The sequence below is a fragment of the Sphingomonas sp. GW821-FHT10F09 genome, from assembly GCF_058809195.1.
Genome location: NZ_JBXASI010000006.1, coordinates 121,165 through 146,298, shown reverse-complemented (window position 1 = coordinate 146,298; position 25,134 = coordinate 121,165). Strand labels below are relative to the sequence as shown.

22 protein-coding genes are annotated in these 25,134 nt (G+C 67.5%); 14 read left to right on the top strand and 8 right to left on the bottom strand.

Annotated features, from left to right (window positions below):
• Position 1: 1 nt before the first annotated feature.
• The 6 genes from AC1RTO_RS17085 to AC1RTO_RS17060 all read left to right on the top strand — a co-directional run bounded on the left by AC1RTO_RS17085 (position 2) and on the right by AC1RTO_RS17060 (position 7,433).
• Positions 2-754: an SDR family NAD(P)-dependent oxidoreductase gene (locus AC1RTO_RS17085; protein WP_493161989.1), complete on the top strand. Its 753-nt coding sequence runs from the start codon at positions 2-4 to the stop codon at positions 752-754.
• A 12-nt stretch (positions 755-766) separates the two neighbouring features.
• Positions 767-1,645, top strand: a complete 879-nt coding sequence (locus tag AC1RTO_RS17080) for a rhamnogalacturonan acetylesterase (RefSeq protein ID WP_493161988.1) — start codon at positions 767-769, stop codon at positions 1,643-1,645.
• A 97-nt stretch (positions 1,646-1,742) separates the two neighbouring features.
• The gene (locus AC1RTO_RS17075) at positions 1,743-4,745 is read left to right on the top strand and encodes a TonB-dependent receptor (RefSeq protein ID WP_493161987.1); all 3,003 of its coding nucleotides are present in this window, start codon (positions 1,743-1,745) and stop codon (positions 4,743-4,745) included.
• Positions 4,746-4,830: 85 nt separating this feature from the next.
• On the top strand, positions 4,831-5,580 hold the full coding sequence (locus AC1RTO_RS17070) for a FadR/GntR family transcriptional regulator (protein ID WP_493161986.1): 750 nt from the start codon (positions 4,831-4,833) through the stop codon (positions 5,578-5,580).
• Positions 5,581-5,633: 53 nt separating this feature from the next.
• Complete coding sequence (locus AC1RTO_RS17065) at positions 5,634-6,641, top strand: sugar kinase (protein WP_493161985.1); 1,008 nt, start codon at positions 5,634-5,636, stop codon at positions 6,639-6,641.
• Positions 6,642-6,716: 75 nt separating this feature from the next.
• Positions 6,717-7,433: an IS6 family transposase gene (locus AC1RTO_RS17060; protein WP_493161984.1), complete on the top strand. Its 717-nt coding sequence runs from the start codon at positions 6,717-6,719 to the stop codon at positions 7,431-7,433.
• 163 nt (positions 7,434-7,596) lie between these two features.
• Here the strand turns inward: AC1RTO_RS17060 and AC1RTO_RS17055 are convergent, their stop codons facing one another.
• Positions 7,597-7,737, bottom strand: coding sequence for a hypothetical protein (locus AC1RTO_RS17055; protein WP_493161983.1), 141 nt, complete (start codon positions 7,735-7,737; stop codon positions 7,597-7,599).
• Between AC1RTO_RS17055 and AC1RTO_RS17050 the strand changes: the two genes are divergently transcribed.
• The 3 genes from AC1RTO_RS17050 (at position 7,727) to AC1RTO_RS17040 (ending at position 8,888) form a co-directional block, all read left to right on the top strand.
• Positions 7,727-7,954 carry a carboxymuconolactone decarboxylase family protein gene (locus AC1RTO_RS17050; protein WP_493161982.1) on the top strand — a complete coding sequence of 76 codons (228 nt, stop codon included), beginning with the start codon at positions 7,727-7,729 and terminating at the stop codon, positions 7,952-7,954. The genes AC1RTO_RS17055 and AC1RTO_RS17050 overlap by 11 nt on opposite strands.
• Before the next feature lie 21 nt (positions 7,955-7,975).
• Entirely contained in the window at positions 7,976-8,179 is a 204-nt protein-coding gene (locus AC1RTO_RS17045) for a hypothetical protein (protein WP_493161981.1), read from the top strand.
• Between the two features lie 73 nt (positions 8,180-8,252).
• Complete coding sequence (locus AC1RTO_RS17040) at positions 8,253-8,888, top strand: glutathione S-transferase family protein (protein WP_493161980.1); 636 nt, start codon at positions 8,253-8,255, stop codon at positions 8,886-8,888.
• 52 nt (positions 8,889-8,940) lie between these two features.
• On the opposite strand, the gene AC1RTO_RS17035 is transcribed toward AC1RTO_RS17040, so the two are convergent.
• From AC1RTO_RS17035 to AC1RTO_RS17015, 5 genes are all read right to left on the bottom strand, one after another.
• The gene (locus tag AC1RTO_RS17035; protein ID WP_493161979.1) at positions 8,941-11,346 is read right to left on the bottom strand and encodes a hypothetical protein; all 2,406 of its coding nucleotides are present in this window, start codon (positions 11,344-11,346) and stop codon (positions 8,941-8,943) included.
• A 163-nt stretch (positions 11,347-11,509) separates the two neighbouring features.
• Positions 11,510-12,670, bottom strand: coding sequence for an acyl-CoA dehydrogenase family protein (locus AC1RTO_RS17030; protein WP_493161978.1), 1,161 nt, complete (start codon positions 12,668-12,670; stop codon positions 11,510-11,512).
• Between the two features lie 16 nt (positions 12,671-12,686).
• Positions 12,687-13,472 carry an SDR family NAD(P)-dependent oxidoreductase gene (locus tag AC1RTO_RS17025; protein WP_493161977.1) on the bottom strand — a complete coding sequence of 262 codons (786 nt, stop codon included), beginning with the start codon at positions 13,470-13,472 and terminating at the stop codon, positions 12,687-12,689.
• Between the two features lie 30 nt (positions 13,473-13,502).
• Complete coding sequence (locus tag AC1RTO_RS17020) at positions 13,503-14,678, bottom strand: acetyl-CoA C-acetyltransferase (protein ID WP_493161976.1); 1,176 nt, start codon at positions 14,676-14,678, stop codon at positions 13,503-13,505.
• Positions 14,671-16,779, bottom strand: a complete 2,109-nt coding sequence (locus tag AC1RTO_RS17015; RefSeq protein WP_493161975.1) for a 3-hydroxyacyl-CoA dehydrogenase NAD-binding domain-containing protein — start codon at positions 16,777-16,779, stop codon at positions 14,671-14,673. Before AC1RTO_RS17015 ends, AC1RTO_RS17020 begins: the two co-directional genes overlap by 8 nt.
• Before the next feature lie 217 nt (positions 16,780-16,996).
• Between AC1RTO_RS17015 and AC1RTO_RS17010 the strand changes: the two genes are divergently transcribed.
• The 5 genes from AC1RTO_RS17010 to AC1RTO_RS16990 are packed head-to-tail and all read left to right on the top strand — an operon-like array spanning position 16,997 to position 22,268.
• The gene (locus AC1RTO_RS17010; RefSeq protein WP_493161974.1) at positions 16,997-17,782 is read left to right on the top strand and encodes an enoyl-CoA hydratase-related protein; all 786 of its coding nucleotides are present in this window, start codon (positions 16,997-16,999) and stop codon (positions 17,780-17,782) included.
• A 10-nt stretch (positions 17,783-17,792) separates the two neighbouring features.
• Positions 17,793-19,403, top strand: a complete 1,611-nt coding sequence (locus tag AC1RTO_RS17005) for a long-chain-fatty-acid--CoA ligase (protein ID WP_493161973.1) — start codon at positions 17,793-17,795, stop codon at positions 19,401-19,403.
• A 34-nt stretch (positions 19,404-19,437) separates the two neighbouring features.
• Complete coding sequence (locus AC1RTO_RS17000) at positions 19,438-20,976, top strand: acyl-CoA synthetase (RefSeq protein WP_493161972.1); 1,539 nt, start codon at positions 19,438-19,440, stop codon at positions 20,974-20,976.
• On the top strand, positions 20,973-21,947 hold the full coding sequence (locus AC1RTO_RS16995) for an alpha/beta hydrolase fold domain-containing protein (RefSeq protein ID WP_493161971.1): 975 nt from the start codon (positions 20,973-20,975) through the stop codon (positions 21,945-21,947). Before AC1RTO_RS17000 ends, AC1RTO_RS16995 begins: the two co-directional genes overlap by 4 nt.
• Positions 21,948-21,950: 3 nt before the next feature.
• Positions 21,951-22,268, top strand: a complete 318-nt coding sequence (locus AC1RTO_RS16990) for a 2Fe-2S iron-sulfur cluster-binding protein (protein WP_493161970.1) — start codon at positions 21,951-21,953, stop codon at positions 22,266-22,268.
• Positions 22,269-22,271: 3 nt separating this feature from the next.
• Here the strand turns inward: AC1RTO_RS16990 and AC1RTO_RS16985 are convergent, their stop codons facing one another.
• Both AC1RTO_RS16985 and AC1RTO_RS16980 read right to left on the bottom strand, forming a co-directional pair.
• Positions 22,272-23,918: a type II secretion system protein GspD gene (locus AC1RTO_RS16985; RefSeq protein ID WP_493161969.1), complete on the bottom strand. Its 1,647-nt coding sequence runs from the start codon at positions 23,916-23,918 to the stop codon at positions 22,272-22,274.
• A gap of 91 nt (positions 23,919-24,009) precedes the next feature.
• Positions 24,010-25,110 carry a lipocalin-like domain-containing protein gene (locus AC1RTO_RS16980; protein ID WP_493161968.1) on the bottom strand — a complete coding sequence of 367 codons (1,101 nt, stop codon included), beginning with the start codon at positions 25,108-25,110 and terminating at the stop codon, positions 24,010-24,012.
• Positions 25,111-25,134 lie beyond the last annotated feature (24 nt).

Below are 25,134 nucleotides of genomic sequence, written 5' to 3'. Positions count from 1 at the left end.
CATGCGTTTCGAGAACAAGGTCGCCATCGTCACTGGCGGCGGACGCGACATCGGCAAGTCGATTTCCGAGCGGCTCGCACGAGAAGGCGCAAACGTCGTCATCAACTATCGTAGCGACGAGGCCGCGGCACAGGCGACGGCAGACGCCATCACGGCGGCAGGCGGCACGGCGCTGCTCCACCGTGCCGACGTCACCAACGCTGACGAGGTAGCTGCGATGGTCGCGGCGACGGTCGATCGATTCGGGAAGCGTATCGACTTTCTCGTCAACTGCGCCGGCGGCATGGTAGCGCGCAAGACGCTCGCCGATATGGACACGGACTTCTTCGACCATGTCATGGCGCTGAACTTCCGCTCCGCGTTCCTCGTCACCAAAGCGGTACTGCCGCATCTGGGGCAGGGCAGCGCCATCGTAAACCTGTCCTCGCTCGCCGCGCGCGACGGTGGCGGGCCGGGTGCCACCGTCTATGCAGCGGCGAAGGGCGCGCTGACGACGCTGACCCGCGGCTGGGCAAAGGAGTTCGGACCGCAAGGCATCCGCGTCAATGCGCTGTGTCCCGGCCTGATCGGCACCAGCTTCCACGACACCTTCTCCAAGCCCGAAGGCCGTGCCGCGACTGCCGGCAATACGCCGCTGCGCCGTGAAGGTCACCCGGACGAGGTGGCCGCGACGGTCGCGTACCTGCTGTCGGACGACGCTGCGTTCCTTACCGGCGTGAACCTCGACATCAACGGCGGCCTGTTCTTCTCGTAAGGAGGTAATCCCATGCTGGACTTCATCGCTGCGCTCGCCCTCGCGAGCGCCCCCGCCGTCGTGCAGGACACGCCCGCGCATCCGCGGGCCGTCGGTGAAGTCCCAAAGCAGCGCACTGACGCGCCGCCGATCAAGGCAATCAAGCTCGTCCTGGTGGGCGACAGCACGATGGCGCCCGGCAGCGGTTGGGCGTCGCTGTTCTGTGCCGAGCACGTGAAATCCACGGTCGCGTGCCTCAACATGGGGCGCGGCGGTCGGTCGACCCGCAGCTACCGCCAGGAAGGGTCGTGGGGGATCGTCCAGAACGAGATCAATGTGACCGGCTACGGTGCAACCTATGTCCTGATCCAGTTCGGGCATAACGACCAATCCTCCGGACCGGAACGCTGGACGGATATGACGACCGAGTTCCCGGCGAATCTCACCCGCTACGTCGTCGAAGTCCGCGCGGCGGGTGCCGTCCCGGTGCTGCTGACCCCGCTCGCCAGGCGCGAATTCAAAGCCGGCAAGATCGATAATACGCTGGAGCCGTGGTCCGCACAGGTGCGGCGGGTCGCCGCCGCCACCAAGACGGCGCTGGTCGACCTCAATGCGGACAGCGCGCAGTTGATCCAGCGGCTGGGTGCCGCCGAGGCGACCAAACTGGCACAGGCCGAACCGCTCCCGGAGGAGCTCGCTGCGGCGAAAGCCGGTAACACGCTGAAGCCGCGACCAGCCGACCAGGCGCGGCTGCCCGACCTGCCGACCTCCCCTGACGGTCCGCGCGGCCAGAACGTCCGTAAATTCGACTATACGCATGTCGGCGATGCCGGCGCGCGGGTGTTCGCCAAGCAGGTTGCCGATGGTCTGGCACGCGCGCTGCCAGCGCTGCGGGGCCAGCTTGTTCCCTAACCAAACCAATTACTATACCAATCGGATTGCGGTTAGCCTTGACAGGATTGGTCATCTGGAACAGTAAAGCGGCATAATAGACTAGGGGAGGAAGGCCATGAGCCTGCACAACATCGATCATCGTCCGTCCGTCCTGCGTCTGCTTGCCGGTGGGGTTGCTCTATGGTGTCTTACGCTTGCGCAGGGTGCCGCGGCTCAGACCGCTGATCCGGCGGCACGTCCTGCGCCAGCCACGCCCGCGCCGGGTCAACCTTCGACTCCGATCACGCCGGACACTCCGACCAGCCTCAGTCCGACCAGCGTAGTCTCACAGAGCGGCTCTGCCGAGCCGATCGACCAGACGTCGTCCGTGCAGGCCGCGGCGACGCCAGCAGTGGACGACGACATCGTCGTGACGGGTATCCGCCAGACGATCGAAACTTCACTGGCGGTGAAGCGGCAGGAGAACGCCATCGTCGACGCCCTGTCCTCGCAGGATATCGGGGATCTGCCAGCGCTTTCGATTGGCGAGGCGATCCAGACCATCACCGGTGCGACCAGTCACCAGGAGAAGGGCGGCGCGACGGAGATCTCGTTACGCGGTCTTGGCTCGTTCCTGGCAGCCACCACCTTCAACGGCCGCGAAGCCTCAAACGGTTCCGGCGACCGCGCGGTGAACTTCAACCAGTTTCCGTCCGAACTGATCAACGACATCAAGATCTACAAGTCGCAGCAGGCAAGCCTGATCGAAGGCGGCGTCGCTGGCACGATCGAGCTCGGCACGCTGCGTCCGCTCGACTACAAGAAGCGTTCGATCCAGGTAGAGGTGAAGGCCAACTTCAATCCCTACCAAGACAGGATCCGCGGGCAGGGCGCCTGGGGCTGGCGCGGTACCGCCAGCTATGTCGATCAGTTCGACCTCGGCAGCCTGGGGGACGTCGGCATCGCGCTTGGTTTCCAGCGCAATCAGGTAAACAACCCCGAGGAAACCTTCGCGGGAAGCAGCACCTACTACGCCTGCAACCCGGGGATCGTCACCAACGGCAATTGTACCGAGGTCACGCGCCAGCAGGGTGCGGCCGGCACGCCGTTCGTGCTCGTCCCCGGCTCCGTGACGTTCCGGCAGATCACCGAAGAGGACAAGCGAGACGCGTTCATCGGCTCCGTACAGTGGAAGCCGAGCAGCCGCGTCGATATCAACCTCGATCTCCAATATTCGAAGCGCAACTACACCGAGGATCGTCACGACCTGACACTGGCTGAAACGCGTTATGCACTGCGCACCCTCCAGTACGATGACCAGCATCGGCTGCTGTACGCGACCGGGGTCAGCTCGATCGATGCGATCGGCAACGTGCTCAATCGCAGCGAGGAATATCTCGGCGGTGGTGCTGCGATCAGCTGGAAGGCGACCGATCGGCTGACGATCAGCTCCGACGTCTCCTATTCGCAGACCAAGCGTTCGACGCTCCAGCGCAACACGCGCCTGCGCACCGATCCGTTCGATATCAACAACGTGCGCACCGCGATCAACAACCAGCGCATTCCCTACACCTACGATGCGCGCGACAGCTATGCGGTGGGCATCACGCTCGATCCGCGCTTCAACGCGGACGACTGGTCGCTGTTCAGCGACGATGCCCGCCTCCGCCGCGACGACGAATACAAGGAAGACAAGATCTTCGCCGCGCGGGTCGATGCAGGCTACGAACTCGACGGGTTCCTGAAGCGGATCGATGCCGGCGGTCGCTACTCGCACCGCCGCTACCGGAACATCAACAGCCTGGTGGAAATTACGCAGGACAGCCAGGCAGTTGATCGGCGCGTCAATCAGGCCTGCCGCCAGGCCTTTCCACAAACGGATTACCTGAAGGACGCGCCCAATCGCTCGATCACCAGCTGGGCGACGTTCGACACGTTGTGTCAATTCCGCGAATACCTCGGCACCGAGGATCCCGGCGCCCCGGCTGACACTCGCTCGGTCGACAATGCCGACGTCACCGAGAAGGTTTGGGCCGGCTACGTCATGGGGTCGTACGAGAGCGATCTCGGCAACTTGCCAGTGCGCGGCAACTTCGGCGTGCGCGTCGTGCAGACCGACCTCACGTCGGTGGGCCTCAGGTCGGCGCTGAACGTCGTCAACAATCCCGACGGCACGATCCGGCTGGTCGCCGCCCCCGGTGCTTTCGAGACGCAGACGCTGGGCAACCGCTACTTCCGCGCGCTGCCGAGCGTGAACGCCAATTTCGAACTGTCTAGCGATGTCGTCGCGCGCGTTGCCGCCTATCGCGGCATGTCGCGCCCCGCCCCGAGTGACCTTGCCGCGGGACGGACGATAACGCTGGAGGACGGCACCGCCTTCGCCAATGTCGCCGACGCGATCGGGCAGATCGTCGCGGACGGATCTCCGCAGCTCAAGCCCATCATGTCGTGGAACGGTGACCTCGCTCTGGAATGGTATCCGAACAAGGACACGATCGTCGCCGGAACGGTCTACTATAAGAGCTTCGGCGGCGGCTTCGTGCCGGTGCTGCTCAACGAACAGTTCACAATCGGCGGGCAGGACGTGACGGTGCCGGTCACGGCACGACAGAATAGCGATGAGAAGAGCCGCATCTATGGCCTCGAAATGACGCTATCCAATCGCTTTTCGTGGTTGCCCGCACCGTTCGACGGCTTGGGCGCGAAGGTCGGCTACAATTACGCCAACTCGAACTTTCGCAACTACGACATACGGCTGGGAGACGTCGTCGATCCCGCAACCGGCGGCGTGACGCCAGGGATCATCCCGCCAGCGAACCTGTCCGGCTCGTCGAAGCATACCGCGTCGGGGCAGCTCTACTATCAGTACAAGGGTCTGTCTCTGGAGGCGATCTATACCTATCGTTCGGCCTATTATCAGGACTTCGTCGGTGGCAACACGCAATTGCGGTTCGTCCGTCCGTCGGAGATCGTCAATCTGCGGGCGTCGTACAACATCAATCGTAACGTTTCGCTGCGGTTCGAGGCGCTGAACGTGCTTAACAACCCGAAGATCACCGACATGCCGGTTTACGGCAGCAGCCGGCAGTATCACTTCTACGGATCGAAATACTTCGTCGGTGCGCGCGTGCGTTTCTGATCAGGCTGGTCCTGGCGCGGCTTGTGCGTCGTGCCGACCGGGTGGTAGGACAATCAACACGCAGATCGAGGGGATTGTTAGGCCAATGGCGGATCGTCGTCTTTTCCAGGATGTAGCGGACCAGATCGTCGCGCTGATCGAAGAGGGTGCGTTTCCGCCCGGGTCGCGCCTGCCCGGTGAGCGCGAGCTGTCCGATCGGTTCGGCGTCAGCCGAGTGACGATTCGGGAGGCAGAGATCGCATTGCAGGCGACCGGCAGAATTCGGATCAAGACCGGATCCGGCGTCTATGTCGCAGACCCTGCCGACATGGCGCCGCCGTCGCGTCTGCCCGACGTCAGCGCTTTCGAGCTGACCGAAGCGCGCTCGTTGTTCGAATCCGAAGCCGCGGCATTGGCGGCGCCTATCATCTCGGCGGGCGATCTGGCGGCGCTCCGCGATCTGCTCGACCAGATGGCGCAAGACAGCCTCTCGGATGACGAAGTCACCGCCATAGATCGCCTGTTTCACCTGACGATCGCCGGGGCGTCGGGCAACAAGGCGATCATTCACGTGATCGAGAACCTGTGGCGGCTGCGGACCGAACTGCCCGAGGTGCGCCGCACCCATGCGTCGGTATGCCATAGCGACGGCGCGGCGCGGCAGATGGAGCATGCCGCAATCGTGGAGGCGCTGGAACAGCACAATCCGCAGGCAGCGCGTGTGGCGATGCGCCAGCATTTCAGCCGCTTGTTGAGGGCGATGCTAGACGCGACCGAGCAGCGCGAAATTGAGGAGCTACAACGTCGCACCGCTGAGAGCCGCGCCCGTTTCTTAATGAGTGCGCAACTCGGCTGATGGGGCAAGCGCCGCCTCGCCATCGCGCGATAGAGTAAGTTTTAAGGGGGTGTATGGGCAAGGTTCTGGCGTTCGGCGAAATCATGCTCCGGCTATCTTCTCCCGGCCGGGAGCAGCTTCTGCAAACCCCACGCTTCGATGTCTGGGTCGCGGGTGCCGAAGCCAATGTCGTCACGCAACTCGCCCGGCTGGGCCACGATGTCGCGATCGCCACGCGAGTTCCGGACAACGACCTTGGCCAGGCGGCGATCACCACTCTGCGCGGACACGGTGTCGATACCCGCAACATCCAGCGGGCAGGCGATAGGATGGGTCTGTATTTCGTTGCCTCCGGCGCCGGCCTGCGGGCGACCGAAGTGGTTTACGACCGTGAGCACTCCGCCTTCGCCGAGGCACCGGTGAATGCTTGGGACTGGGATGCTCTGTTGGTTGATGTCGATCGACTGCATCTGTCCGGTATCACGCCTGCTTTGGGCCCCGTACCGGCGCAAAGTGCGCTAGCTGCAGTCGAGGCCGCCGCCGCACTTGGCATTGCCATTTCGTTCGACGGCAACTGGCGTGGCAAGCTTTGGGAGCGGTGGGATAGCGATCCGCGCGAAATCCTTTCCGCTATCGTCGCCCATGCCGATCTGGTTTTCGGTAATCATCAGGACGTGGCACTGCTGCTCGGCCGCACCTTCACCAGCAGCGGCGAGACGCGTCGTCGTGAGGCCGCCGCCGCCGCGTTCGATAAATTTCCTAAGCTCCAGATGCTGGCTTCGACCTCGCGCCATGTAGAGCATGTCGATCTTAACCGCCTTTCCGCCCGGGTCGAAACGAGATTTGCGGTTGCGCAAACCGAAGAGGTGGAGATAGCCAGTATCGTTGATCGGATCGGTGGTGGCGACGCTTTTGCTGCGGGCGTGCTCCACGCGCTGCGCGCGGAGCAAAATGTCGACGCCGTAGCTCGTGCCGGTCTTGCCGTAGCCGTTCTGAAGCATTCTCTTCCCGGTGACGCGGCACTTTTCAACCAAGCAGATATAGATGGTTTTTTGACCGGTGGGTTAGACGTCCGCCGGTAGTTCGTCGGTCCAGAGGGCTCCGTCAAACCAAATGCACCGGCTGGCAATCCGGCGGCGGCGGGGTAGGGCAGGAGGATGCCCCGTGTTCGCAAGCCAGCTTCGCCTTTTCGCTATTTTAACTCCTCGCCGGAGGTGATCCGGCTGGTCGTGCTGATGTACGTGCGCTTCCCGCTGTCCCTGCGCAATGTCGAGGATTTGCTGTTCGAACGCGGCATCGACATCTGCCACGAGACGGTGCGGCTGTGGTGGAACAGGTTTGGTCCGCTGTTCGCAGGCGACATCCGTCGGGAGCGGGTTAACCGCATGCGAGGGTTTCGTCATTGGCGTTGGCACCTCGACGAGATGTACGTGAAGCTCAACGGTGAGATGGTCTATCTGTGGCGGGCGGTGGACCACGAAGGTGAAGTGCTGGAGAGCTACGTCACCAAGACACGCGACAAGGGCGCGGCGCTCACCTTCATGAAGAAGGCGCTCAAGCGCCACGGCTCACCGGAGGCAATCACGACAGACGGTTTGCGCAGCTACGGGGCCGCAATGGATGACCTTGGCTGCCGAGAACGTCAGGAGATCGGGCGCTGGGCTAACAATCGAGTGGAGAACAGCCATTTGCCGTTTCGAAGACGGGAGCGAGCGATGCTCCGGTTCAGGCAGATGAAGACGTTACAGAAGTTCGCCTCCGTCCACGCCAACGTCCACAACCACTTTAGCCTCGAACGCCACCTGATCGATCGCCAGACCTACCGCGAACGACGCTCCGCCGCGCTGGCGGAGTGGCAAAATCTTGCAAGCTAGGCCGTAGCCATCAAAGACCGACATGCATCGTGTGGAGAGCGGTTCGCATTAGACTGACAGCACCGCCAAACCGGTTCCGGACAGTTCATGGTCTGGCTCCGCTCTGCAATCCGGCCCGTCAGCTGCGATAGAGCAATCCACGCATACAGCCCGCCGGACGTCGTCACGCGGAAGCCGATGCATTTGTGCGGAGCAAGTCATGGGTGGTCTGCGGTGTTTCTTGCTTCTCCGGATAGGCGGGCGACGCGAACGCGGGCGTGCGCGGCCGGAGGCTGATCGTCGCGCCGAAGAACGTGAAGGCCATCGCGCCCGCGCTTACCCGATACACCGATGACCGCGATGTCTGGTGCAGGACAGGCCTTGGTCCCCGCGAGCGGAACGTCGTCACCCTGTCGGTGCTGACCCCGACGGGCAAGGCCACGCCACTTCGCAGCCGTCTCGGTCACGGCCTCACCCATGGCATCACACTGGCCGAGGTGGCCCGCATGACGACCCATCTCGCCTTCCATTTGGGCTGGTAGAATGCGGTATGAGCGCTCTTCGTGATCGAGGAGGTCTTTGCCGAACGGAAGATCGACCTCCCGGCCAGAACGCTGGCGAATGACGGTTTCCAGCACGAAACGGCGATCGCCGGCCGCAGGGTGATCTTCGCCGGCGATGTGTACAACGCGCCGAACGCGAAATCCTGTACGCAGACCAATGTTGGCGAGGGCATCAACGCGGCGTTGAACGCCCGCGTCACCTGATAGTATCAATGCGACGCGACGGACGCATGCCGCTCCCGCATGCGGTCGCCGAGTGTATCCTGTGGAGACGCCCGTGACCGTGATCCTGATCGGCCAGTATGACTCGCCCTTCGTCCGCCGCGTGGCGGTCGCGCTGAACCTCTACGAGGTCGGGTATGACCATTGGCCATGGTCGACGTTCGCCGACGCAGACCGGCTCGCCGCGTACAATCCCTTGCGTCGCGTGCCTGCACTCGTGCTGGACGACGGCGAGATCCTGATCGAGAGCCATGCGATCCTCGACCACCTGGACGAGCAGGCGCACCCGGACCGCCGGCTGCTGCCGGCGGCCGGCGCCGAACGGCGGGCTGCACTGCAGACCTGTGCGCTCGCCACCGGGCTGTGCGACAAGATGGTCAGTCTGGTGTACGAACAGGTGCTGCATGCCGAGACGTCGGACATGTGGATCGCGCGATGCATGGCACAGGTGTCCGGCGTGCTCGCCACGCTCGAAGCGCGATGCGCCGCGCTGGCGACGCCATTCTGGCACGGGGAGCGGCCGGGCCATGCGGATATCGCAATCGCCTGCGCGATGCGGTTCCTGCAGGAAGCGCATCCGGAGATCGCCGCTTCGTCTCCGCTCACGGCCCTCGCTGCGCACGCCGGACGCTGCAAGGCACTGGCGGCGTTCGACAGCGTCGTTCAACGCTTCGATCCGCCCCGACGCTGACGAACCGTCTCGCGTCAGCCTGCCATCCGTGCCGGCACGACCGCCGGTGCCGTCACCGCGACGGTAGCGACACGACGCCCACCGCGTCCGGCGCGTCGCGAAGGCGGAGGAACAGGCGCGCGCCTGCGCCGGGCGGTGCGGGCAGAACGATGTCCAGCGTCGGCTCGGTATAACCGTCGGGTACCGGCGCCGCGGTATCGAAACGGTCGTTGGTGGCGATGGAGTGGATGAGGAAGAGCGAGGTGCCCGTGACCGTGCAGTCGGTCGAACCGGGGCAGGTGATCGCCGTGATGACCGGGAGGCGGACGACGGTGGCGAGAGGGGACCAGCGGCTCGGTTCGTCGTTGCGGATGACCCGGAATCGCAGGGGGCCGTGCACCGATGCGCCGAGCGCCTCGCGGGGGGTGAAGGTGACGATTCCCGTCGCTTCGTCCTGCAGGTCATAACCCCGGCCGATTGCGATCCGGGCGACGACGTCGCCCGCGACGGTTGCGATCTCGATGACCTCCCGCCCGGTAAGGGGCGTGCCCGGATCGAGCCGGAAGGCGAAGGTGACGCGGCTGTCCTGCGCGACGACATCGTCGGGCCGCAACGCGATCGGCAGCGTGCCCGGGGCGGCGGGCCGCGGCGCGACGCTCCGGTGCAGCAGCGTCGGCACCGGCCGGGCGGCCGCGACGACGATCGCTGTCGTCCGGTGTCGGTCGCCGGTGAATGTGACGTCGGCGACGATGCGTTCGCCCGCGGTCAGCGCCTGCGCCGTCGCCACATCGAGCGGAAGTAGCGTCAGTCGGTCCGCGCCGGCGGCGCGGGTGAGCGCGCCGGGCCGCCATGTCGCCTTGCCCGTCCGCACCTCGCGCACCTGATCGAGCCGCGATCCTGTCAGCACCGCCGCCTCGTCGCCCGCGGCATAGGTCAGGGCGTCGATGCGGCCGACCTCCTGCAAGGCGGGCAGGGCGATGCGGACCGGCGGGCCCGGCGCGCGCGCGGTGACGGTCAGCGTGACGATGCCCGGCGCTGCCTTTTCCAGTGGCACGTCGACGACGATCGTGTTCGCCTCACCCTGCTTCCACGACACCGCCTGCGTCGCGGCATCGCCGCGCTGCATCGTGATGCCGTCGATGCAGCCGGCGCCGTCGCCGGTCAGCGTCACCGTATTGCTCCGCCCGACCACCAGTGAAGCCTGCGGGGCAGCGGTCCAGCGGTTGACCCGGGGATCGGACAGCCGGAACCGCGGTCCGTCGAACGGGGTGAACCCCCACCGGCCGGCGATCCGCCCGTCGATCGTCGCACCGACGCTCCGGTCGGGCAACGCGCGATCGAGCACGAAACCGCCGCGCCGCGCGTCGGCATGCACGGGCAGGTCGAAGCCGGCGGCGCCGTCCGGGGCGACGCGCAGCACCATGTCGTGGGCGTAGCGTGTCGCGTAGACGAGCGGCGCGCCCTCGACCGGCAGCACCATGTCGGACGCGGCGCACAGCAGCGGCGCACCGGCCGCGGCCTGCAGCGGCGGCGGCTTGGCCGCCTCGATCGCCGGCAGGCCGACGACCATCACCGACGCGGGCTTGGCGAAGGACAAGGGCGTGTTGAGCAGCAGGGTCAGCCGGCCGTCGCCCATCCGGGCGAGCGCCGGCACGAAGCGGAGCTGGGAGGACTGGAATGCGCCGAACAGCCGCAGGATGTCGCGCACCACGCCGATGTACGAACTATACGAGCCATAGCCGCCCTGCGGCGTGGCGCTCAGCTGGAAGGCCAGATCGACGGGCGCCCCGGTGAGCGTATCGGCGAGGGCGGAGCTGTGCGTGTCGGCGAACAGCAGCGTCTCGCGATCGCCGGTCAGGCAGGCCGCCTGCAACTCGGGCGGCTGCTGCAGGCATTCCGTTTTCAGCTTGATCGCAAGGCTGCGGGTGAGCACCTGCGACGCGGCGTTGACGCTGTCGGGGTCCTGCCGGCCGATCCGGAAGAGCAGGTCGAGGAAGGTGTCGAGCCGCGCCCGGTCGAGCGCGGCCTGGTTGAGGTCCTGCACCGCGCGGACGAAGGTGCCGGGCTGCTTGCGTACCGCGCTGACGATCGCATTCCTGCCCGCGCCGCGTTCGGGCAGCACGAACAGCACGAGCTGCTGCGCGCCCTTCGGCACGACCAGCGACAGGTCGCCACCCTTCGTCTTGCCGCTTACCGTGTCGTGGAACCACGCGTCTGGCGGTCGGTCGACCGCCCCGCGCAGGAAGGCAGCGACGAGGCGGAACCGGTCCTGCTGGCCGGCAGGAAGGTCGAGCTTGATCGCGATACGGTCGCCCTCGGCGAGGTTCGGCACCCATTCCAGCGGCAGCGTCGATCCATCGCGGGTGACGGCAACCGACAGCCGGGGCCCGACCAGATCGAACGACGAGGGGGCGGCCTGCACGGACATCGCCGTCAGCAGGAGCGCGAGAAAGACGAGATTACGGATGATACGCGACATAGGGCTGAGATCGAACCCGGCTTCGAGGACAGCGGAGGATGCGGATGTGCCGCAGTCATGTGGTCAGAATGTGACCCGACGCGCGTCGGGCGACCGCCGGTTCGATGCGCCGGCCGGGGCACGACCGGTTGCACCGGCGTCGGTGGAACGAGGCGTCGGGCCGTTACGCCAGCAGGCTGCGATAATTCTGCGAGAAGACGTCGCGGCCGATGATGAGCCGCATCACTTCCGAACTGCCTGCGAGGATCCGGTTGATGCGCGCATCGGTGAACATGTGGCTGATCGGATATTCGTCCATATAGCCCGCGCCGCCGTGCAGCTGCACGCCGAGGTCCATCATCTTCCATTCGACCTCGGTGGTCAGCATCTTGGCTTTGGCGCCCATGTTGCCGGTGAGGCGGCCGGCATTATGCTCGACCACGCAATGGTCGACATAGGTCTGGACGAGGTCGATCTCGGCATCCATCTCGGCCATGCGGAACTGGGTGTTCTGCTGATCGGACAGCGGCTTGCCGAACATCACGCGCTGCATGACGTAATCCCGGGTGACGTCGAACGCGCGGCGCGCATTGGCTGCGGCGCCGACCGCGGCGATCAGCCGTTCCTCGGCCAGCCCCTCCATCAGGTGGTAGAAGCCGTTGCCGGGGGTTCCCAGCACATTGCCCTTAGGAATGCGGACGTTGTCGAAGAACAGCTCCGCGGTGTCCTGCGCGGACATGCCCATCTTCTTCAGATTGCGCCCCCGTTCGAAGCCCGCCATGCCGCGTTCGACGAGCAGCAACACCAGCGCATGCTTCTTTTCCGCCCCGGCCAGCTTCGCGGCGACGACGATCAGGTCGGCGTTGATGCCGTTGGAGATATAGGTCTTCGATCCGTTGAGCAGGAAATGGTCGCCCCTGTCCTCCGCGGTCGAGCGCATCCCGGCGAGGTCGGAGCCGGCGCCCGCTTCGGTCATCGCGATGGCGAGGATCGCATCGCCGCTGACGCAGCCGGGCAGCACCCGGCGACGCAGCTCCTCACTGCCGAAGCGTTGGAGGTAGGGGCCGACGAGGCGGCTGTGTAGCGTATTGTACCAGCTGGCGCAGCCGGCGCGCACGGTTTCCTCGATGATGATCTGTTCGTAGCGGAAATCCTCGTCGCCGAGCCCGCCATAGGCCTCGTCGGGCCAGACCATCAGGAACCCCTGGTCGCCCGCGCGTTTGAAGGCGGCGCGATCGACGATCCCCGCCGCGCGCCACGCCTCCATATGCGGTGCGATCTCGCCATCGAGGAAGCGGCGATAGGCTTCGCGAAACATGATCTGGTCGTCGGTGAACTGGCGCATCTCTGTTTCTCCGGGATCAGCGTGGGGCCATGCGGATGGCGCCGTCGAGCCGCACGTCCTCGCCGTTGAAATAGCCGTTCTCGACCATCAGCAGCGCCAGCGCGGCATATTCGGCCGGATCGCCCAGCCGCTTGGGGAAGGGAACGGACGCCGCCAGCGCCGCCTTCACATGGTCGGGGGCGCCGAGCAGCAGCGGCGTGCTGAAGATGCCGGGCAGGATCGTGTTGACGCGGATCCCCTCGGCCATCAGGTCGCGCGCCAGCGGCAGCGTCAGGCTGACGACACCGCCCTTGGATGCAGCATAGGCGGCCTGGCCCATCTGGCCGTCTTCCGCAGCGACCGAGGCGGTGTTGACGATGGCGCCGCGTTCGCCGGACTCGTCCACCGGATCGAGCGCGGCCATGCCGACCGCCGATTTGGCGGTGCAGCGGAACGTGCCGATCAGGTTGATCTGGATGATCTTTTCGAATTCGGCGAGCGGGAAGTGGCGCAGCGCGCCGGTTGCCTTGTCGCGGCCGACCGTCTTGATCGCATTGCCGGTACCCGCGCAATTGACCAGCACGCGCTCCTGCCCGTGGGCCGCGCGCGCCTTGGCGAAGCCGGCATCGACCGAGGTGTCGTCGGTGACGTTCACTGCGCAGAAGATCCCGCCGATCTCGGCGGCGACGCGCTCGCCCAGTTCGGCGTTGAGGTCGAACAGGGCGACCCGGACGCCCTTGGCGGCAAGCGCCCGGGCGGTCGCGGCACCGAGGCCGGAGGCGCCGCCGGTGACGACCGCGGCGATGGAGGTATCGAGTTTCACGTAGGCATGTCCTTCAGAAAGCAGGAACGGTCACAGCCGCTCGATGATGGTCACGTTGGCGATGCCGCCGCCCTCGCACATGGTCTGGAGGCCGAAGCGCTTGCCGTTGCGGCCGAGCGCGTGGATCAGCGTCGCCATCAGCTTCGCACCCGATGCGCCGAGCGGATGGCCGAGTGCGATCGCGCCGCCATGCACGTTCAGCCGCTGCGGATCGGCCTCCAGCATCTGCAGCCAGGCGAGCGGAATCGGGGCGAACGCCTCGTTGACCTCGTACAGGTCGATCTCGCCGATCGCGCGGCCGGCGCGCCTGAGCGCGGTCCGCGTCGCGGTGATCGGTTCCGCCAGCATCACCACCGGATCGCCCGCGGTAACCGTCAGATTGTCGATCCGCGCGATCGGGGTCAGGCCATGGGCCTTCAGCGCGCGGGCGTTGACGATCAGCACACCCGACGCGCCGTCGCAGATCTGGCTGGCGTTGCCCGCGGTGATGATGCTGCCGTCCATCACCGTCTTCAGGCCGCCCAGCCCCTCCAGTGAGGCATCGGGCCGCAGCCCTTCGTCGGCGACGTGCAGCGCCGTGCTTCCGTCGGGGCGGGTGATGCGGACGGGAACGATCTCGCGATCGAACGCGCCGACGGCGACTGCTGCTGCACCCTTGCGGTGGCTGGCGAGCGCGAAGGCGTCGGCGGCGTCGCGGGTGATGCCGTATGCGTCGGCAATCATCTGCGCGCCGGTGAACTGGTCGAACGACGCCACGCCGTAGCGCCGCTTCGCCGAATCGCTCCACGGACCGGTGCCGACGCCCGCCTGCGCGTAGAGCGACACAGTCGAGCCCATCGGCACGCGCGACATGCTCTCGACGCCGGCGGCGATGACCATGTCCTGCGTGGCGGACAGCACGGCCTGCGCGGCGAACTGGATCGCCTGCTGCGACGATCCGCACTGGCGATCGATCGTCACCGCCGGCACGGTGTCGGGCAGGGTCGAGGCGAGGACGGCGTTGCGGCCGACCTGCGTGCTCTGTTCGCCGCCCTGGCCGACGCAGCCCATGATGACGTCCTCGATGGCGGCGGGATCGATCCCGGCCCGCGCGACGAGCGCGTCGAGGACGACGGCGGCGAGGTCGGCCGGATGGACGCCGCTGAGCGCGCCGTTGCGGCGTCCGCCGGCGGTGCGAATGGCTTCGACGATATAGGCTTCAGACATGGTCCGCCCTTTCGAGGGTGAGGGATGGCGAAGGCGCGGCGACCGCGCGGTGCAGCACGCCGCCGCTGGCGGCGAGGCGTTCGAGCAGCGGCGAGGGGGCGAAGGCGGGGCCATGCTGCGCGGCCAGCGCCCTGAGCGCCGCGACGATCGCGGGCAGCCCGACGGTATCGGCCCAGAACATCGGTCCGCCGGTGTGGACCGGCCAGCCATAGCCCGCGATTAGCGCCATATCGATGTCGGAGGCACGCAGCGCGATCCCCTCGTCGAGGATCTTCGTGGATTCGTTGATGATGGGGTAGAGGAGTTGTTCAAGTAGTTCGTGATCGGTGAAGTCGCGGCGGGTGACGGCCCGGGCGGCGGCGAGCGCGGCGATCACCTCTGCGGCGACGGGCGAGGGGGTGGCGCGGCGCTGCGCGTCATAGTCGTAGAAACCGCCGTTCCGCTTCTGCCCCAGCCGGTCACGCGCGACCATGTCGCCCATCAGCGTCCGCCCGGTCGCATCGCGGCCGATCACATCCAGTCCGATCAGGTCGAGCATCTGGAACGCGCCCATCGGAAAGCCGTATTCGACCAGCACCCGGTCGATCTGCTGCGGGGAGGCGCCCGCGATCGCCAGCGCATCGGCCTGCGCCATCCGCACGCCCATCGCGCGATTGGCGATGAAGCCCTCGCACACGCCCGACAGGACGGGCAGCTTGCCGATCCGTCTGGCGAGCCGCATCGCGGTCGCGACGACGCCGGGCGCGGTGCGCACGCCACGCACCACCTCCAGCAGGCGCATGACGTTGGCGGGCGAGAAGAAATGCAGCCCGACGACGCGCTCCGGCCGGCGCGTCGCCGCGGCGATCGCGTCGAGATCGAGGAAGGAGGCGTTGGAGGCGAGGATCGCGTCGGGTCGGACGATGGTGTCGAGCTGCGCGAAGATCGTCTGCTTCAGCGCCATGCTTTCGAACACCGCCTCGATGACGAGGTCGCAGCCGGCGAGGTCGGCCATCGCCAGCGTGCCGGTCAGCAGCGCCATGCGCCGGTCGACCTCGGCCGCGTCCAGCCGGCCCTTGCGCGCGCTGGCGTCGTAGTTGCGGCGGATCGTCGCAATGCCGCGATCGAGCGCGTCCTGCCGCGTCTCGACCAACGTCACCGGCAGGCCGAGGTTGAGGAAGGTCATCGCGATGCCGCCGCCCATCGTGCCCGCGCCGATCACACCGACCGTGGCGATCGGCGCGACGGGCGCATCCGCGGCGAGGCCGGGCACCTTGCCGGTGTCGCGCTCGGCGAAGAAGGCATAGCGCTGCGCCTCCGATTCGCGGCTGTGGAGCAGTTCGGCGAACAGCTCCGCCTCGCGCGCCATGCCCTGATCGAAGGGCAGGGTTACGGCGGCCTCGATCGCCGCAATGATGTTCGCCGGCGCCCGGACACCGCGCAGCAGCCCCGGATTCTTGGCGCGAAAGGCGTCGAACAGCCCCGGATCGGCGCGGTCGGCGGCGATCCGGTCGTCGCGGTCGCGCACCCGGCGGCGCACGGCGCCGTCGGCGACGATCTGCCGCGCGAAGGCGACGGCGGCGTCGGTGAGGTCGTCGGGTGCACTGAGGCGATCGACGATGCCGAGCGCCAGCGCGCGCGCGGCGGCGATCGGCTTGCCGCCGGTGATGATCTCGAGCGCGGCCTCGGCACCGACGATCCGCGGCAGGCGCTGCGTGCCGCCCGCGCCGGGGAGCAGGCCGAGCGCGACCTCGGGCAGGCCGACGCGCGCGGTCGGGCTGGCGATCCGGTAATCGCAGGCGAGCGCGGTTTCGAGCCCGCCGCCCAGCGCGGTGCCGTGGATCGCGGCGATGACCGGCTTGGTCGCACCCTCGATCCGGGCGAGCACGTCGAGCAGGTCGGGGCGTATCGGCGGCTTGCTGAATTCGGTGATGTCGGCACCGGCGAAGAAGGTCCGCCCCGCGCAGAGCAGTACGATCGCCTCGACCGAGGGATCGGCCTCCGCCGCGGCGATGCCGTCGATGATCGCCTGTCGCACGGTGAGGCCGAGCGCATTGACCGGCGGCGAATCGATCGTGAGCAGGCCGATGCTGCCGCGCGTTCCGAACGTGCCTTTCGGCATACTGAGTCTCCCTCGTTCCCGTCGTGACGGCCGCATCTCCGGTGCGGCGTTCGCGTTGCTGATGCCTCAGGAAACATCCGATGGAAAGAGATAATTAAACGAACATATAATAGGCTGTATTGAGGGTGCGCCGGCCTGTCTGGCGTATCCAGCTCGCTACCGTAGGGCTTGGCAAGCGCTCTTAACTATGCGTATACATATGGTGAGAGGAGGGGCGATGACCGACACAACGGATATCCGCATCGTCGTGCGCGACGGCGTCGCGGAAGTGACGCTCGACCGGCCCGCGGCGCTGAATGCGCTGACGCTGGACATGGCCGCGGCGCTCCGCGACGCCTTTGCCCGGATCGCGGGCGATCCGGCGATCCGGGCGGTGTTGCTGACCGGGGCGGGGCGCGCCTTTTGCAGCGGCGCCGACCTGCGCGGCGATGCCGGTGGCGGCGCGACCGACGTCGGCGACAGCCTCGAACGATTCTTCAACCCGCTGCTCGAAACGCTGTTCGCGATGCCCAAGCCGCTGGTGACCGCGGTGAACGGCCCGGCGGTGGGGGCGGGATTTTCGCTCGCGCTCGCCGGGGACGTCATCCTCGCGGCGCGATCGGCCTATTTCATCCAGGCGTTCGTCAAGGTCGGGCTGTTTCCCGACGTGGGATCGACCTGGCTGCTGCCGCGCCAGATCGGACGCGGGCGGGCGATGGCGCTGATGATGCTCGGCGACCGGCTGTCCGCCGACACCGCGTGCGACTGGGGGATGATCTATCGCGTCGAGGAGGATGACGCGCTGCTGGAATCGGCGCGCGCGCTCGCGGCCCGGCTCGCCGCCGGTCCGACGCAATCCTATGCGATGCTGCGCCGCGCGGCGCGGGCGGGACTGGAGAGCGGGCTGACCGAGGCGCTTGCCCGCGAGCGGGTCGACCAGCGCGCGGCGGGCCTCACCGGTGATTTCGCCGAGGGCGTGCGCGCGTTCGTCGACCGGCGGGCGCCGGTCTTCACCGGCGCATGAGGGGGACCGCATGACCGCGCCGTTGCCCGACCGGCGATTCGTCAATCTGGGGCAGGTCGCGGCGCATCATGCGCGTGAACGCCCTGACGCCATCGCCTTCGCCTTCGAAGGACGCACGACCCGCTTCGGCGACTTTGCGGCGCGGTGCCGCAAAGTCCCCGCGGCTCTGGTCGCGGACGGCTGCCGGCCCGGTGCGCGGGTCGCCTTTCTAGGCAAGAACAGCGACCTGTTCTTCGAACTGCTGTTCGGCGCGGGGATGGTGGGGCTGGTGACGGTGCCGCTCAACTGGCGGCTCGCGCCGGCGGAACACGAACAGATCCTGGCCGATGCGCGCGCCGACCTGTTGTTCGTCACCGCCGATTTCGCCGCAGCCGCAGGCCGGCTGGCGCTGGACGCGCTCGGGGTGCGGCGGCTGATCGAGATCGAGCCGGGCGACGATCCCGACCGCCATTTCACCGCGTGGCGCGACGTCCGTGGCGCCGCCGCGGGCGCGGGCGCGGGCGCCGACGCCGCGGTTGCGGTCGGTCGCGACGATGTATTCCTCCAGCTCTACACCTCGGGCACGACGGGCAGGCCCAAGGGCGTGATGCTGACCCATGGCTCTGTGCTGGGCGCGCTGGAACTTGCCGGGGAGGGGGCGGAGCCGTGGCGGCGGTGGACCCCCGACCTGATTGCACTGGTCGCCATGCCGGTCTTCCACGTCTCCGGTTCCGGCTGGGCGCTGGGCGCGTTCCATGGTGGCGGACGGTCGGTGATCCTGCGCGAATTCTCGATTCCCGGCGTCGAACGGGCGATCGCCGTGGATGGCGTCACCCATGTGATGATCGTGCCCGCGGCGTTGCAGATGCTGGTCGACAGCTGGGAACGCGGTGCGGCGCAGGCGGGATCGCTGCGGCAGATCGTCTATGGCGCCAGCCCGATGCCGCCGGTCCTGCTCGACCGCTGCCTCGCCCTGCTGGGGTGCGATTTCGTGCAATATTACGGGATGACCGAGACGTGCGGTAGCGTCGTCGCGCTGTCGCCCGAGGATCACCTGCGACCCGTCGGCAACCGGCTCGGCTCTACCGGGCGGGTGATGGCGGGCCATGCGCTGCGCATCGTCGATGCCGGCGGTGCGGCGGTGCCGGCGCGGATCGTCGGCGAAGTGTGCGTGCGGACGCCAGGCGTGATGGCGGGCTACTGGAACATGCCCGACGCGACGCGCGAGACGATCGACGCGGAAGGATGGCTGCACACTGGGGACGCCGGCTACCTCGACGACGACGGCTATCTGTTCCTGTGCGACCGCATCAAGGACATGATCATCTCCGGCGGGGAGAATATCTATCCGATCGAGGTGGAACAGGCGCTCGCCAGCCATCCGGCGGTCGATGCGGTCGCGGTGATCGGCATCCCCGACGATCGCTGGGGCGAATCGGTCAAGGCGTTCGTCGTCCTCAAGCCCGGCGCCGCGGCGCGGGCCGAGGAACTGGTCGCGCATGCCCGCACGACCATCGCCGGCTACAAGGTGCCGCGGTCGGTCGACTTCGTCGCGACGCTGCCGCGCAATGCGGCGGGCAAGATCCTCAAGCGCGAGCTTCGCGCCGCGCCGCGCACCATCGCCGATCCCGCCCGTGCCTGATCCCGTGTTTCCTCCGTCCCGGACACCTGCCGCCATGCATCCCCATGTCCATGCCCGCACCCACCCCGAAAAGGTGGCGGTCGTCCTGCAGGCGACGGGAGAGACGATCGATTACGCGACGCTCGACCGCCGTTCCAATCAGGGCGCGCATGTGTTTCGCGCGGCGGGGCTGGTGCGCGGCGACGTGGTGGCCGTGTTCCTCGAAAACCATCCGCGCTTCTTCGACCTCGCCTGGGCGGCGCAGCGCAGCGGCCTGTATCTCGTCTGCCTGTCGTCGCGCGCCACCGCGGCGGAGGCGGAGTATATCCTGACCGATTCCGGTGCGAAGCTGCTGGTGACCTCGCCCGGTCTCGCGGCCGTGGCGGGCGTGCTGCCGGCGCGGTTGCCGGGGGTCGCGATGTTCATGTTCGATACGCCCGCCGCCGGCTTCCGCGACTGGAACGGCGCGGCGGCGGCGATGCCCGATACGCCGGTCGCGGACGAATCGGCGGGGGCGCTGATGCTCTATTCGTCGGGGACGACGGGCCGGCCCAAGGGCGTGCGCTGGGCGCTGCCCGAGGATCCCGCGATCGCGGCGCCGCCGCTGCTGACCCAGCTGGCGGCGACGCGGTTCGGCTTTGCGAGCGACACCGTCTATCTCTCGCCCGCGCCGCTCTATCACGCCGCGCCGCTGCACTGGTCGATGACCGTCCACCGGCTGGGCGGGACGGTGGTGGTGATGGAGCATTTCGATCCCGAGGAGGCGCTGCGCACGATCGCGCGCTACCGGATCACCGCCAGCCAATGGGTGCCGACGCATTTCGTGCGCCTGCTCAAGCTGCCCGAGGCGGTGCGGGGCGCATACGACCTGTCGTCGCTGCGCGTCGCGATCCATGCCGCGGCGCCCTGTCCGGTGCCGGTCAAGCGGGCGATGATCGACTGGTGGGGGCCGATTCTGTTCGAATATTATTCGGGGACGGAGGGCAACGGCTGGACGATGATCGATTCGGTCGAGTGGCTGCGCAAGCCGGGATCGGTCGGTCGCGCGGTGATCGGCACGCCGCACATCTGCGACGAGGCGGCGAACGACCTGCCGCCGGGCCGCGAGGGTGCGATCTATTTCGAGGGCGGGCCGCGTTTCTCCTACCACAACGATCCCGCCAAGACCGCGGCGGTCGCCAACGTGCATGGCTGGACCACGCTGGGCGACGTCGGTCGGCTGGACGAGGACGGCTATCTCTATTTGACCGACCGGCAGAGCTTCATGATCATCTCGGGCGGGGTGAACGTCTATCCGCAGGAGATCGAGAACATCCTCGTGACGCATCCGCGCATCGCCGATGCCGCGGTGGTCGGTGCCCCCGATCCCGATTTCGGCGAGAAGGTGGTCGCGGTGATCCAGCCGGTCGACTGGGCGGACGCCAACCATGGCTTCGCCGAGCAGGTCCGCCAGTGGCTGCGCGGGCAGCTGTCGGGGATCAAGGTGCCGCGGCAGATCGACTTCCTGCCGCAGCTGCCTCGCGAGCCGACCGGCAAGCTCTACAAGCGCCTGATCCGCGACGCCTATTGGCAGGCGGCGGGAGCGGCGGCATGACCGGCATCGACCCTATCGCGGGCCGGCCGGGGCTCGGGGCGCGCCTGACCAACGCGGTGTTGCGTGCGACGCGGGCGAAGACGCCGCTCGACGTCGCCGATCCCGCCGCGCTGATCGCGGCGCGCGGCAAGCTCGACCGGTTCGATGCGGCGATGGCGCGGCTGCAGCGCCGGTCGTCGCGGCCGTTCACGGCGGAGGACGCCCATATCGCCGGCGTCGCGGTGAAGACGCTCGCGATCGTCGATCCGGTCGCGCCGTGCCGCGGTGGCGACGTGTTGCTGTTCGTCCATGGCGGCGGGTTCTTCTTCCGCTCGATCCACGGCCATATGCTGATGGCGGCGCGGATCGCGCAGGCCGCCGGAATCGGGCGCGTCGTCCTGCCGCTGTACCGGCTGGCGCCCGAGCATGCCTATCCGGCCGCGCAGGACGATTGCCTCGCAGTCTATGACGCGCTGCTCGCGGACGGGGTCGATGCCGGCGATATCGTCATCGCCGCCGATTCCGCGGGGGCGGCGCTGGCGCTGGGGATGCTGCTGCGCGCGCGGGATCGCGGGCTGCGCCTGCCGCGGGCGGTCGCGCTGATGTCGCCGATGACCGACCTCAGCTATGCGGGGGCGTCGATCGCGGAGAATGCCGCGTGCGATCCGATGCTCGGCGGGCAGCCGATGCCGGCGCCGGCCTATTATCTGGGCGATGTGGATCCGGCCGATCCCGGCTGTTCGCCGCTGTTCGCCGACCTGCGCGGATTGCCGCCGCTGTTCGTCCAGGTCGGCAGCACTGAGCGGTTGCGCGACGACGGCGTGCGGCTGGCGGCGCCGGCGATCGCCGCGGGCGTGCCGGTGCGGGTCGAGGTGTGGCCGGGCATGCCGCACGTCTTCCAGGCCTATGATTTCCGCGAAGCCCGGCAGGCACGGGCGCGTATCGCGACGTTCCTGCGCGGCGACGCGTCCCTCCCGCGACAGACAGGCTGAACCATGCCGCAGATTTCCGTGATGACGCGCGAACGGGGCGAACGATCGATCGCGGTGCCGGTCGGGATGACGCTGATGGAGGCGTTGCGCGACGCCGGGATCGACGAACTGGCCGCGCTCTGCGGCGGCTGTTGCAGCTGCGCGACCTGCCACGTCCATATCGCGGCGGACCATCTCGCGGGCCTCCCGCCGATGTCGGAGGACGAGAACGACCTGCTCGACGGGACCGGCAGCCGCGACGCCGGATCGCGCCTGTCCTGTCAGCTGACCGTCACCGACGCGTTCGACGGCATGGTCGTGACGATCGCCGACGCGGACTGAGGGTCACGGCACGGCAGCGGCGGGTATGGGGGCGGGTACGGGAGCGGGGGTGGCGACCAGTGCGCCGGCCGGCACCGCCTCGCGTCCGCCGACGGTCTTGAGGTTGAGCCGGCGGATCACGTGCGGGGTGACCATGATGTAGAGTTCGGTGGTCTGCTTGCTGAACTTGCTGGCGCCGGCGAGGATCGACAGGATCGGGATATCGCCGAGGATCGGCAGCTTGGTACGCGTCTTCATGCTGCTTTCCTGCGACAGGCCGCCGATGACGAAGGATTCGCCGTCGCGCACCGCGGCATAGGTTTCCGCCTCGCGCTGGCTGATCGTCTGATAACCCTGCAGATAGCCGGTGACGCTGGATACGACGCAATAGATGTGGCTGGAGACGATGCCGTCCTCGGTCACGCGCGGCGCGATCTGGAGCGTCACGCCGACGTTCACATATTGCACCTGCTGCGACACGCCGTTGACCCCCGACAGCGTGATCGAGGTGAGGATCGGGATCGCATCGCCGGTGACGATCCGCGCCGCCGATCCGCTCTGCGCCGAGATCCGCGGGCGCGACAGGATGCGGCCTTCGCCCTTCTGGATCTGCGCATAGAGCGACGCCTGCAGATTGACCCCGCCGCTGAGCTGGCGCGTGGTCAGCGGGAAGGACGATCCCGCCGAGGAGATGTTGCCGTAGGTGGCGGTCGCGGTGGCGATCTGGCCGTTGGCATTGGCGATGTCGAGGCCGAGGTTGCGCGCGCCCGTCTGGGTCAGCTCGACGATCTGGGTTTCGAGCATGACCGTGTCGATCGGCTGGTCGATCGCCGCGATCTGCGCCTTCAGCCGCGCGATCGTCGCGGGGTCGCCGCGCAGCCAGATCGCGTTGAGCCGGCGGTCGACGCCGATGTTGGCGTTGATCGACCGCCCGAGCGGTTCGGGATCGTTGCTCTGCGTCTGCGGTCCCGGATTGTAGCTGCTGCTGACGCCGTTGGTGTTGGCGGAGCCGAAGCCGGGCGAGCGCGGCACGAACGTGTCGTTGGGCTTGATCGCCGCGCTGTCGGTGAGCAGGCCCGCGACCTCGCTGACGTCGGCATATTCGAGCATCACCAGCTCGAACCCCATCGCCGAGAAGTCCGCGGTCGGCGGCACCGACCCGGCGGCGCTCGCCGACAGGCCGGGGGCGGCGGTGTCGGCCGGGGGCGCGGCGCCGTCGGTCGCGCGGCGGCCGGGATCGGACAGGGTGACCGTCAGGCTGTTGTCGGCATTGTCGATCGATCCGATCTGCACGCCCGGCGATCGGGGATCGAGACGGAGGAACAGGAAGCCCGGATTCTCCTCGACGCGGATCGCCTTTAGCGGCCCGGTGAAATTGCCCGGCACGGTCAGCTGCCGGCCGCGTGCGGTGAGCGTGAAGGCGACCGCGGGCGTGCCGGAGGCGTCGGTCGCGCTGACGTGCGTGTTCATCCGCGGCGTCAGCTGGAGCTTGAGGACCGTGCGCGCGGGCGTATCCTCGACCACGGTGATCGCGGTCAGATAGGTGAGCGTCTCGCCGCCCGTCTGCGCGCGGCCGGGCTGGGCTGCCGTCGCGACCAGCAGCAGCGCGACCAGGCGGAACGGGATCGGCGCGAACGCCCGATGCCGGCGTCGATCGTTCGACCGGACCATAAGATCACTTTCGAAGGAACACGGGGGAGGGGGCGCGCCGGGCGGCGACCCGATCGGAAGTATCCGTCGGGCCGCCGGCCGTGCGCATCGGTCAGGGCAGCGATGCGTAGGGCTGGTTGTGGGGATTGACCTCGACATAGCTGCGGCCGGTGACGGATTGCCCGTTCAGCGTGCCGACGACCGCCGACGTCCCCTCCCAATAGGTACGGTGGCCGGGCCAGACCATTTCCTGGTCGGCGACCTGCGGCGTGACGGTCAGCGTCCCTTCGGGCAGCACGACGTTCCACTTCGAGGGGTAGGTGTAGCCCGATTGCGCGCTGCGCCAGGTCGACAGCACCTGCAGGTCCATCTGCTGCCCGGGGACGGTCGTGGATACGCCGTTGACGACGCGGGTGCCGAGTTTGTTGACGATCGCGCCGGTCAACGGATCCTGCAGATAATACAGCATATACTGCGTATTGTTGTCGAGCTGGACCGCGAACCAGTTCCAGCCGCCGCCGAAGATCGACCCGCCCTGGTTGAGCGCGGTACCCTTCACGAACCACTGGCGATCCTGCCAAGAGGTGCCGGTGATGCGGATCGGCACGCCATTGTCGTAGATCGTGCCGACGGTATCGAGCGCGGTCGACGAATAATAGGCCGAGGTCCGGCCGATCGGCCGGTAGTCGACCACGCCGTTGTTGCCGTGGACGGTGAACGGGATGCGGCTGCTGGTGGTCAGGTCGATCCCGAACCGGCCGTCGGACAGCATCGCCTTGATCGCGTAATTCTGCCGCGATCCGCCGATCGACCAGTCCTTGTTGGTGAAGGTGAAGCTTCCGGTCTGCGCGGGGATGGTGTCGCTCTTGACCCGTTCCTCGACGCGGTGGAGGTTGTTGTTCACGTCCGTGATCGCGAAATGCCACGAATAGATCGCGGGGCCGAGCGGCAGCGGCCACAGCTGGAACACGGTGACCTCATAGCCATATTCGCGCTTCGCGCCGCTCGGGTCGGTGCCGTAGAGATGGCCGACGAAATACCACCATTCCAGCTGGCTGCGGTGCGCGCTTTCGTCCTTGGCCAGCGACACCGGTGCCGGCTGCTCGAACAATTGCGCCTGTGCCGCGGTCGCGCCGATGCCGGTCGGCATCGCCAGCAGGGCGAGGCCGTTGGCGATGGCGGCCAGTTTCCGCCGTGAGGTTCTCCAGATCATCCTTGCTCTCCTTGTGGTTGCAAT

Excerpts from the sequence above, each read along its gene's own strand:
- AC1RTO_RS17085 (WP_493161989.1), top strand. The coding sequence starts at position 2 with ATGCGTTTCGAGAACAAGGTCGCCATCGTCACTGGCGGCGGACGCGAC.
- AC1RTO_RS17080 (WP_493161988.1), top strand. The coding sequence starts at position 767 with ATGCTGGACTTCATCGCTGCGCTCGCCCTCGCGAGCGCCCCCGCCGTC.
- AC1RTO_RS17075 (WP_493161987.1), top strand. The coding sequence starts at position 1,743 with ATGAGCCTGCACAACATCGATCATCGTCCGTCCGTCCTGCGTCTGCTT.
- AC1RTO_RS17070 (WP_493161986.1), top strand. The coding sequence starts at position 4,831 with ATGGCGGATCGTCGTCTTTTCCAGGATGTAGCGGACCAGATCGTCGCG.
- AC1RTO_RS17065 (WP_493161985.1), top strand. The coding sequence starts at position 5,634 with ATGGGCAAGGTTCTGGCGTTCGGCGAAATCATGCTCCGGCTATCTTCT.
- AC1RTO_RS17060 (WP_493161984.1), top strand. The coding sequence starts at position 6,717 with ATGCCCCGTGTTCGCAAGCCAGCTTCGCCTTTTCGCTATTTTAACTCC.
- AC1RTO_RS17055 (WP_493161983.1), bottom strand. The coding sequence starts at position 7,737 with ATGGCCTTCACGTTCTTCGGCGCGACGATCAGCCTCCGGCCGCGCACG.
- AC1RTO_RS17035 (WP_493161979.1), bottom strand. The coding sequence starts at position 11,346 with ATGTCGCGTATCATCCGTAATCTCGTCTTTCTCGCGCTCCTGCTGACG.
- AC1RTO_RS17030 (WP_493161978.1), bottom strand. The coding sequence starts at position 12,670 with ATGCGCCAGTTCACCGACGACCAGATCATGTTTCGCGAAGCCTATCGC.
- AC1RTO_RS17020 (WP_493161976.1), bottom strand. The coding sequence starts at position 14,678 with ATGTCTGAAGCCTATATCGTCGAAGCCATTCGCACCGCCGGCGGACGC.
- AC1RTO_RS17015 (WP_493161975.1), bottom strand. The coding sequence starts at position 16,779 with ATGCCGAAAGGCACGTTCGGAACGCGCGGCAGCATCGGCCTGCTCACG.
- AC1RTO_RS17010 (WP_493161974.1), top strand. The coding sequence starts at position 16,997 with ATGACCGACACAACGGATATCCGCATCGTCGTGCGCGACGGCGTCGCG.
- AC1RTO_RS17005 (WP_493161973.1), top strand. The coding sequence starts at position 17,793 with ATGACCGCGCCGTTGCCCGACCGGCGATTCGTCAATCTGGGGCAGGTC.
- AC1RTO_RS17000 (WP_493161972.1), top strand. The coding sequence starts at position 19,438 with ATGCATCCCCATGTCCATGCCCGCACCCACCCCGAAAAGGTGGCGGTC.
- AC1RTO_RS16995 (WP_493161971.1), top strand. The coding sequence starts at position 20,973 with ATGACCGGCATCGACCCTATCGCGGGCCGGCCGGGGCTCGGGGCGCGC.
- AC1RTO_RS16990 (WP_493161970.1), top strand. The coding sequence starts at position 21,951 with ATGCCGCAGATTTCCGTGATGACGCGCGAACGGGGCGAACGATCGATC.
- AC1RTO_RS16985 (WP_493161969.1), bottom strand. The coding sequence starts at position 23,918 with ATGGTCCGGTCGAACGATCGACGCCGGCATCGGGCGTTCGCGCCGATC.
- AC1RTO_RS16980 (WP_493161968.1), bottom strand. The coding sequence starts at position 25,110 with ATGATCTGGAGAACCTCACGGCGGAAACTGGCCGCCATCGCCAACGGC.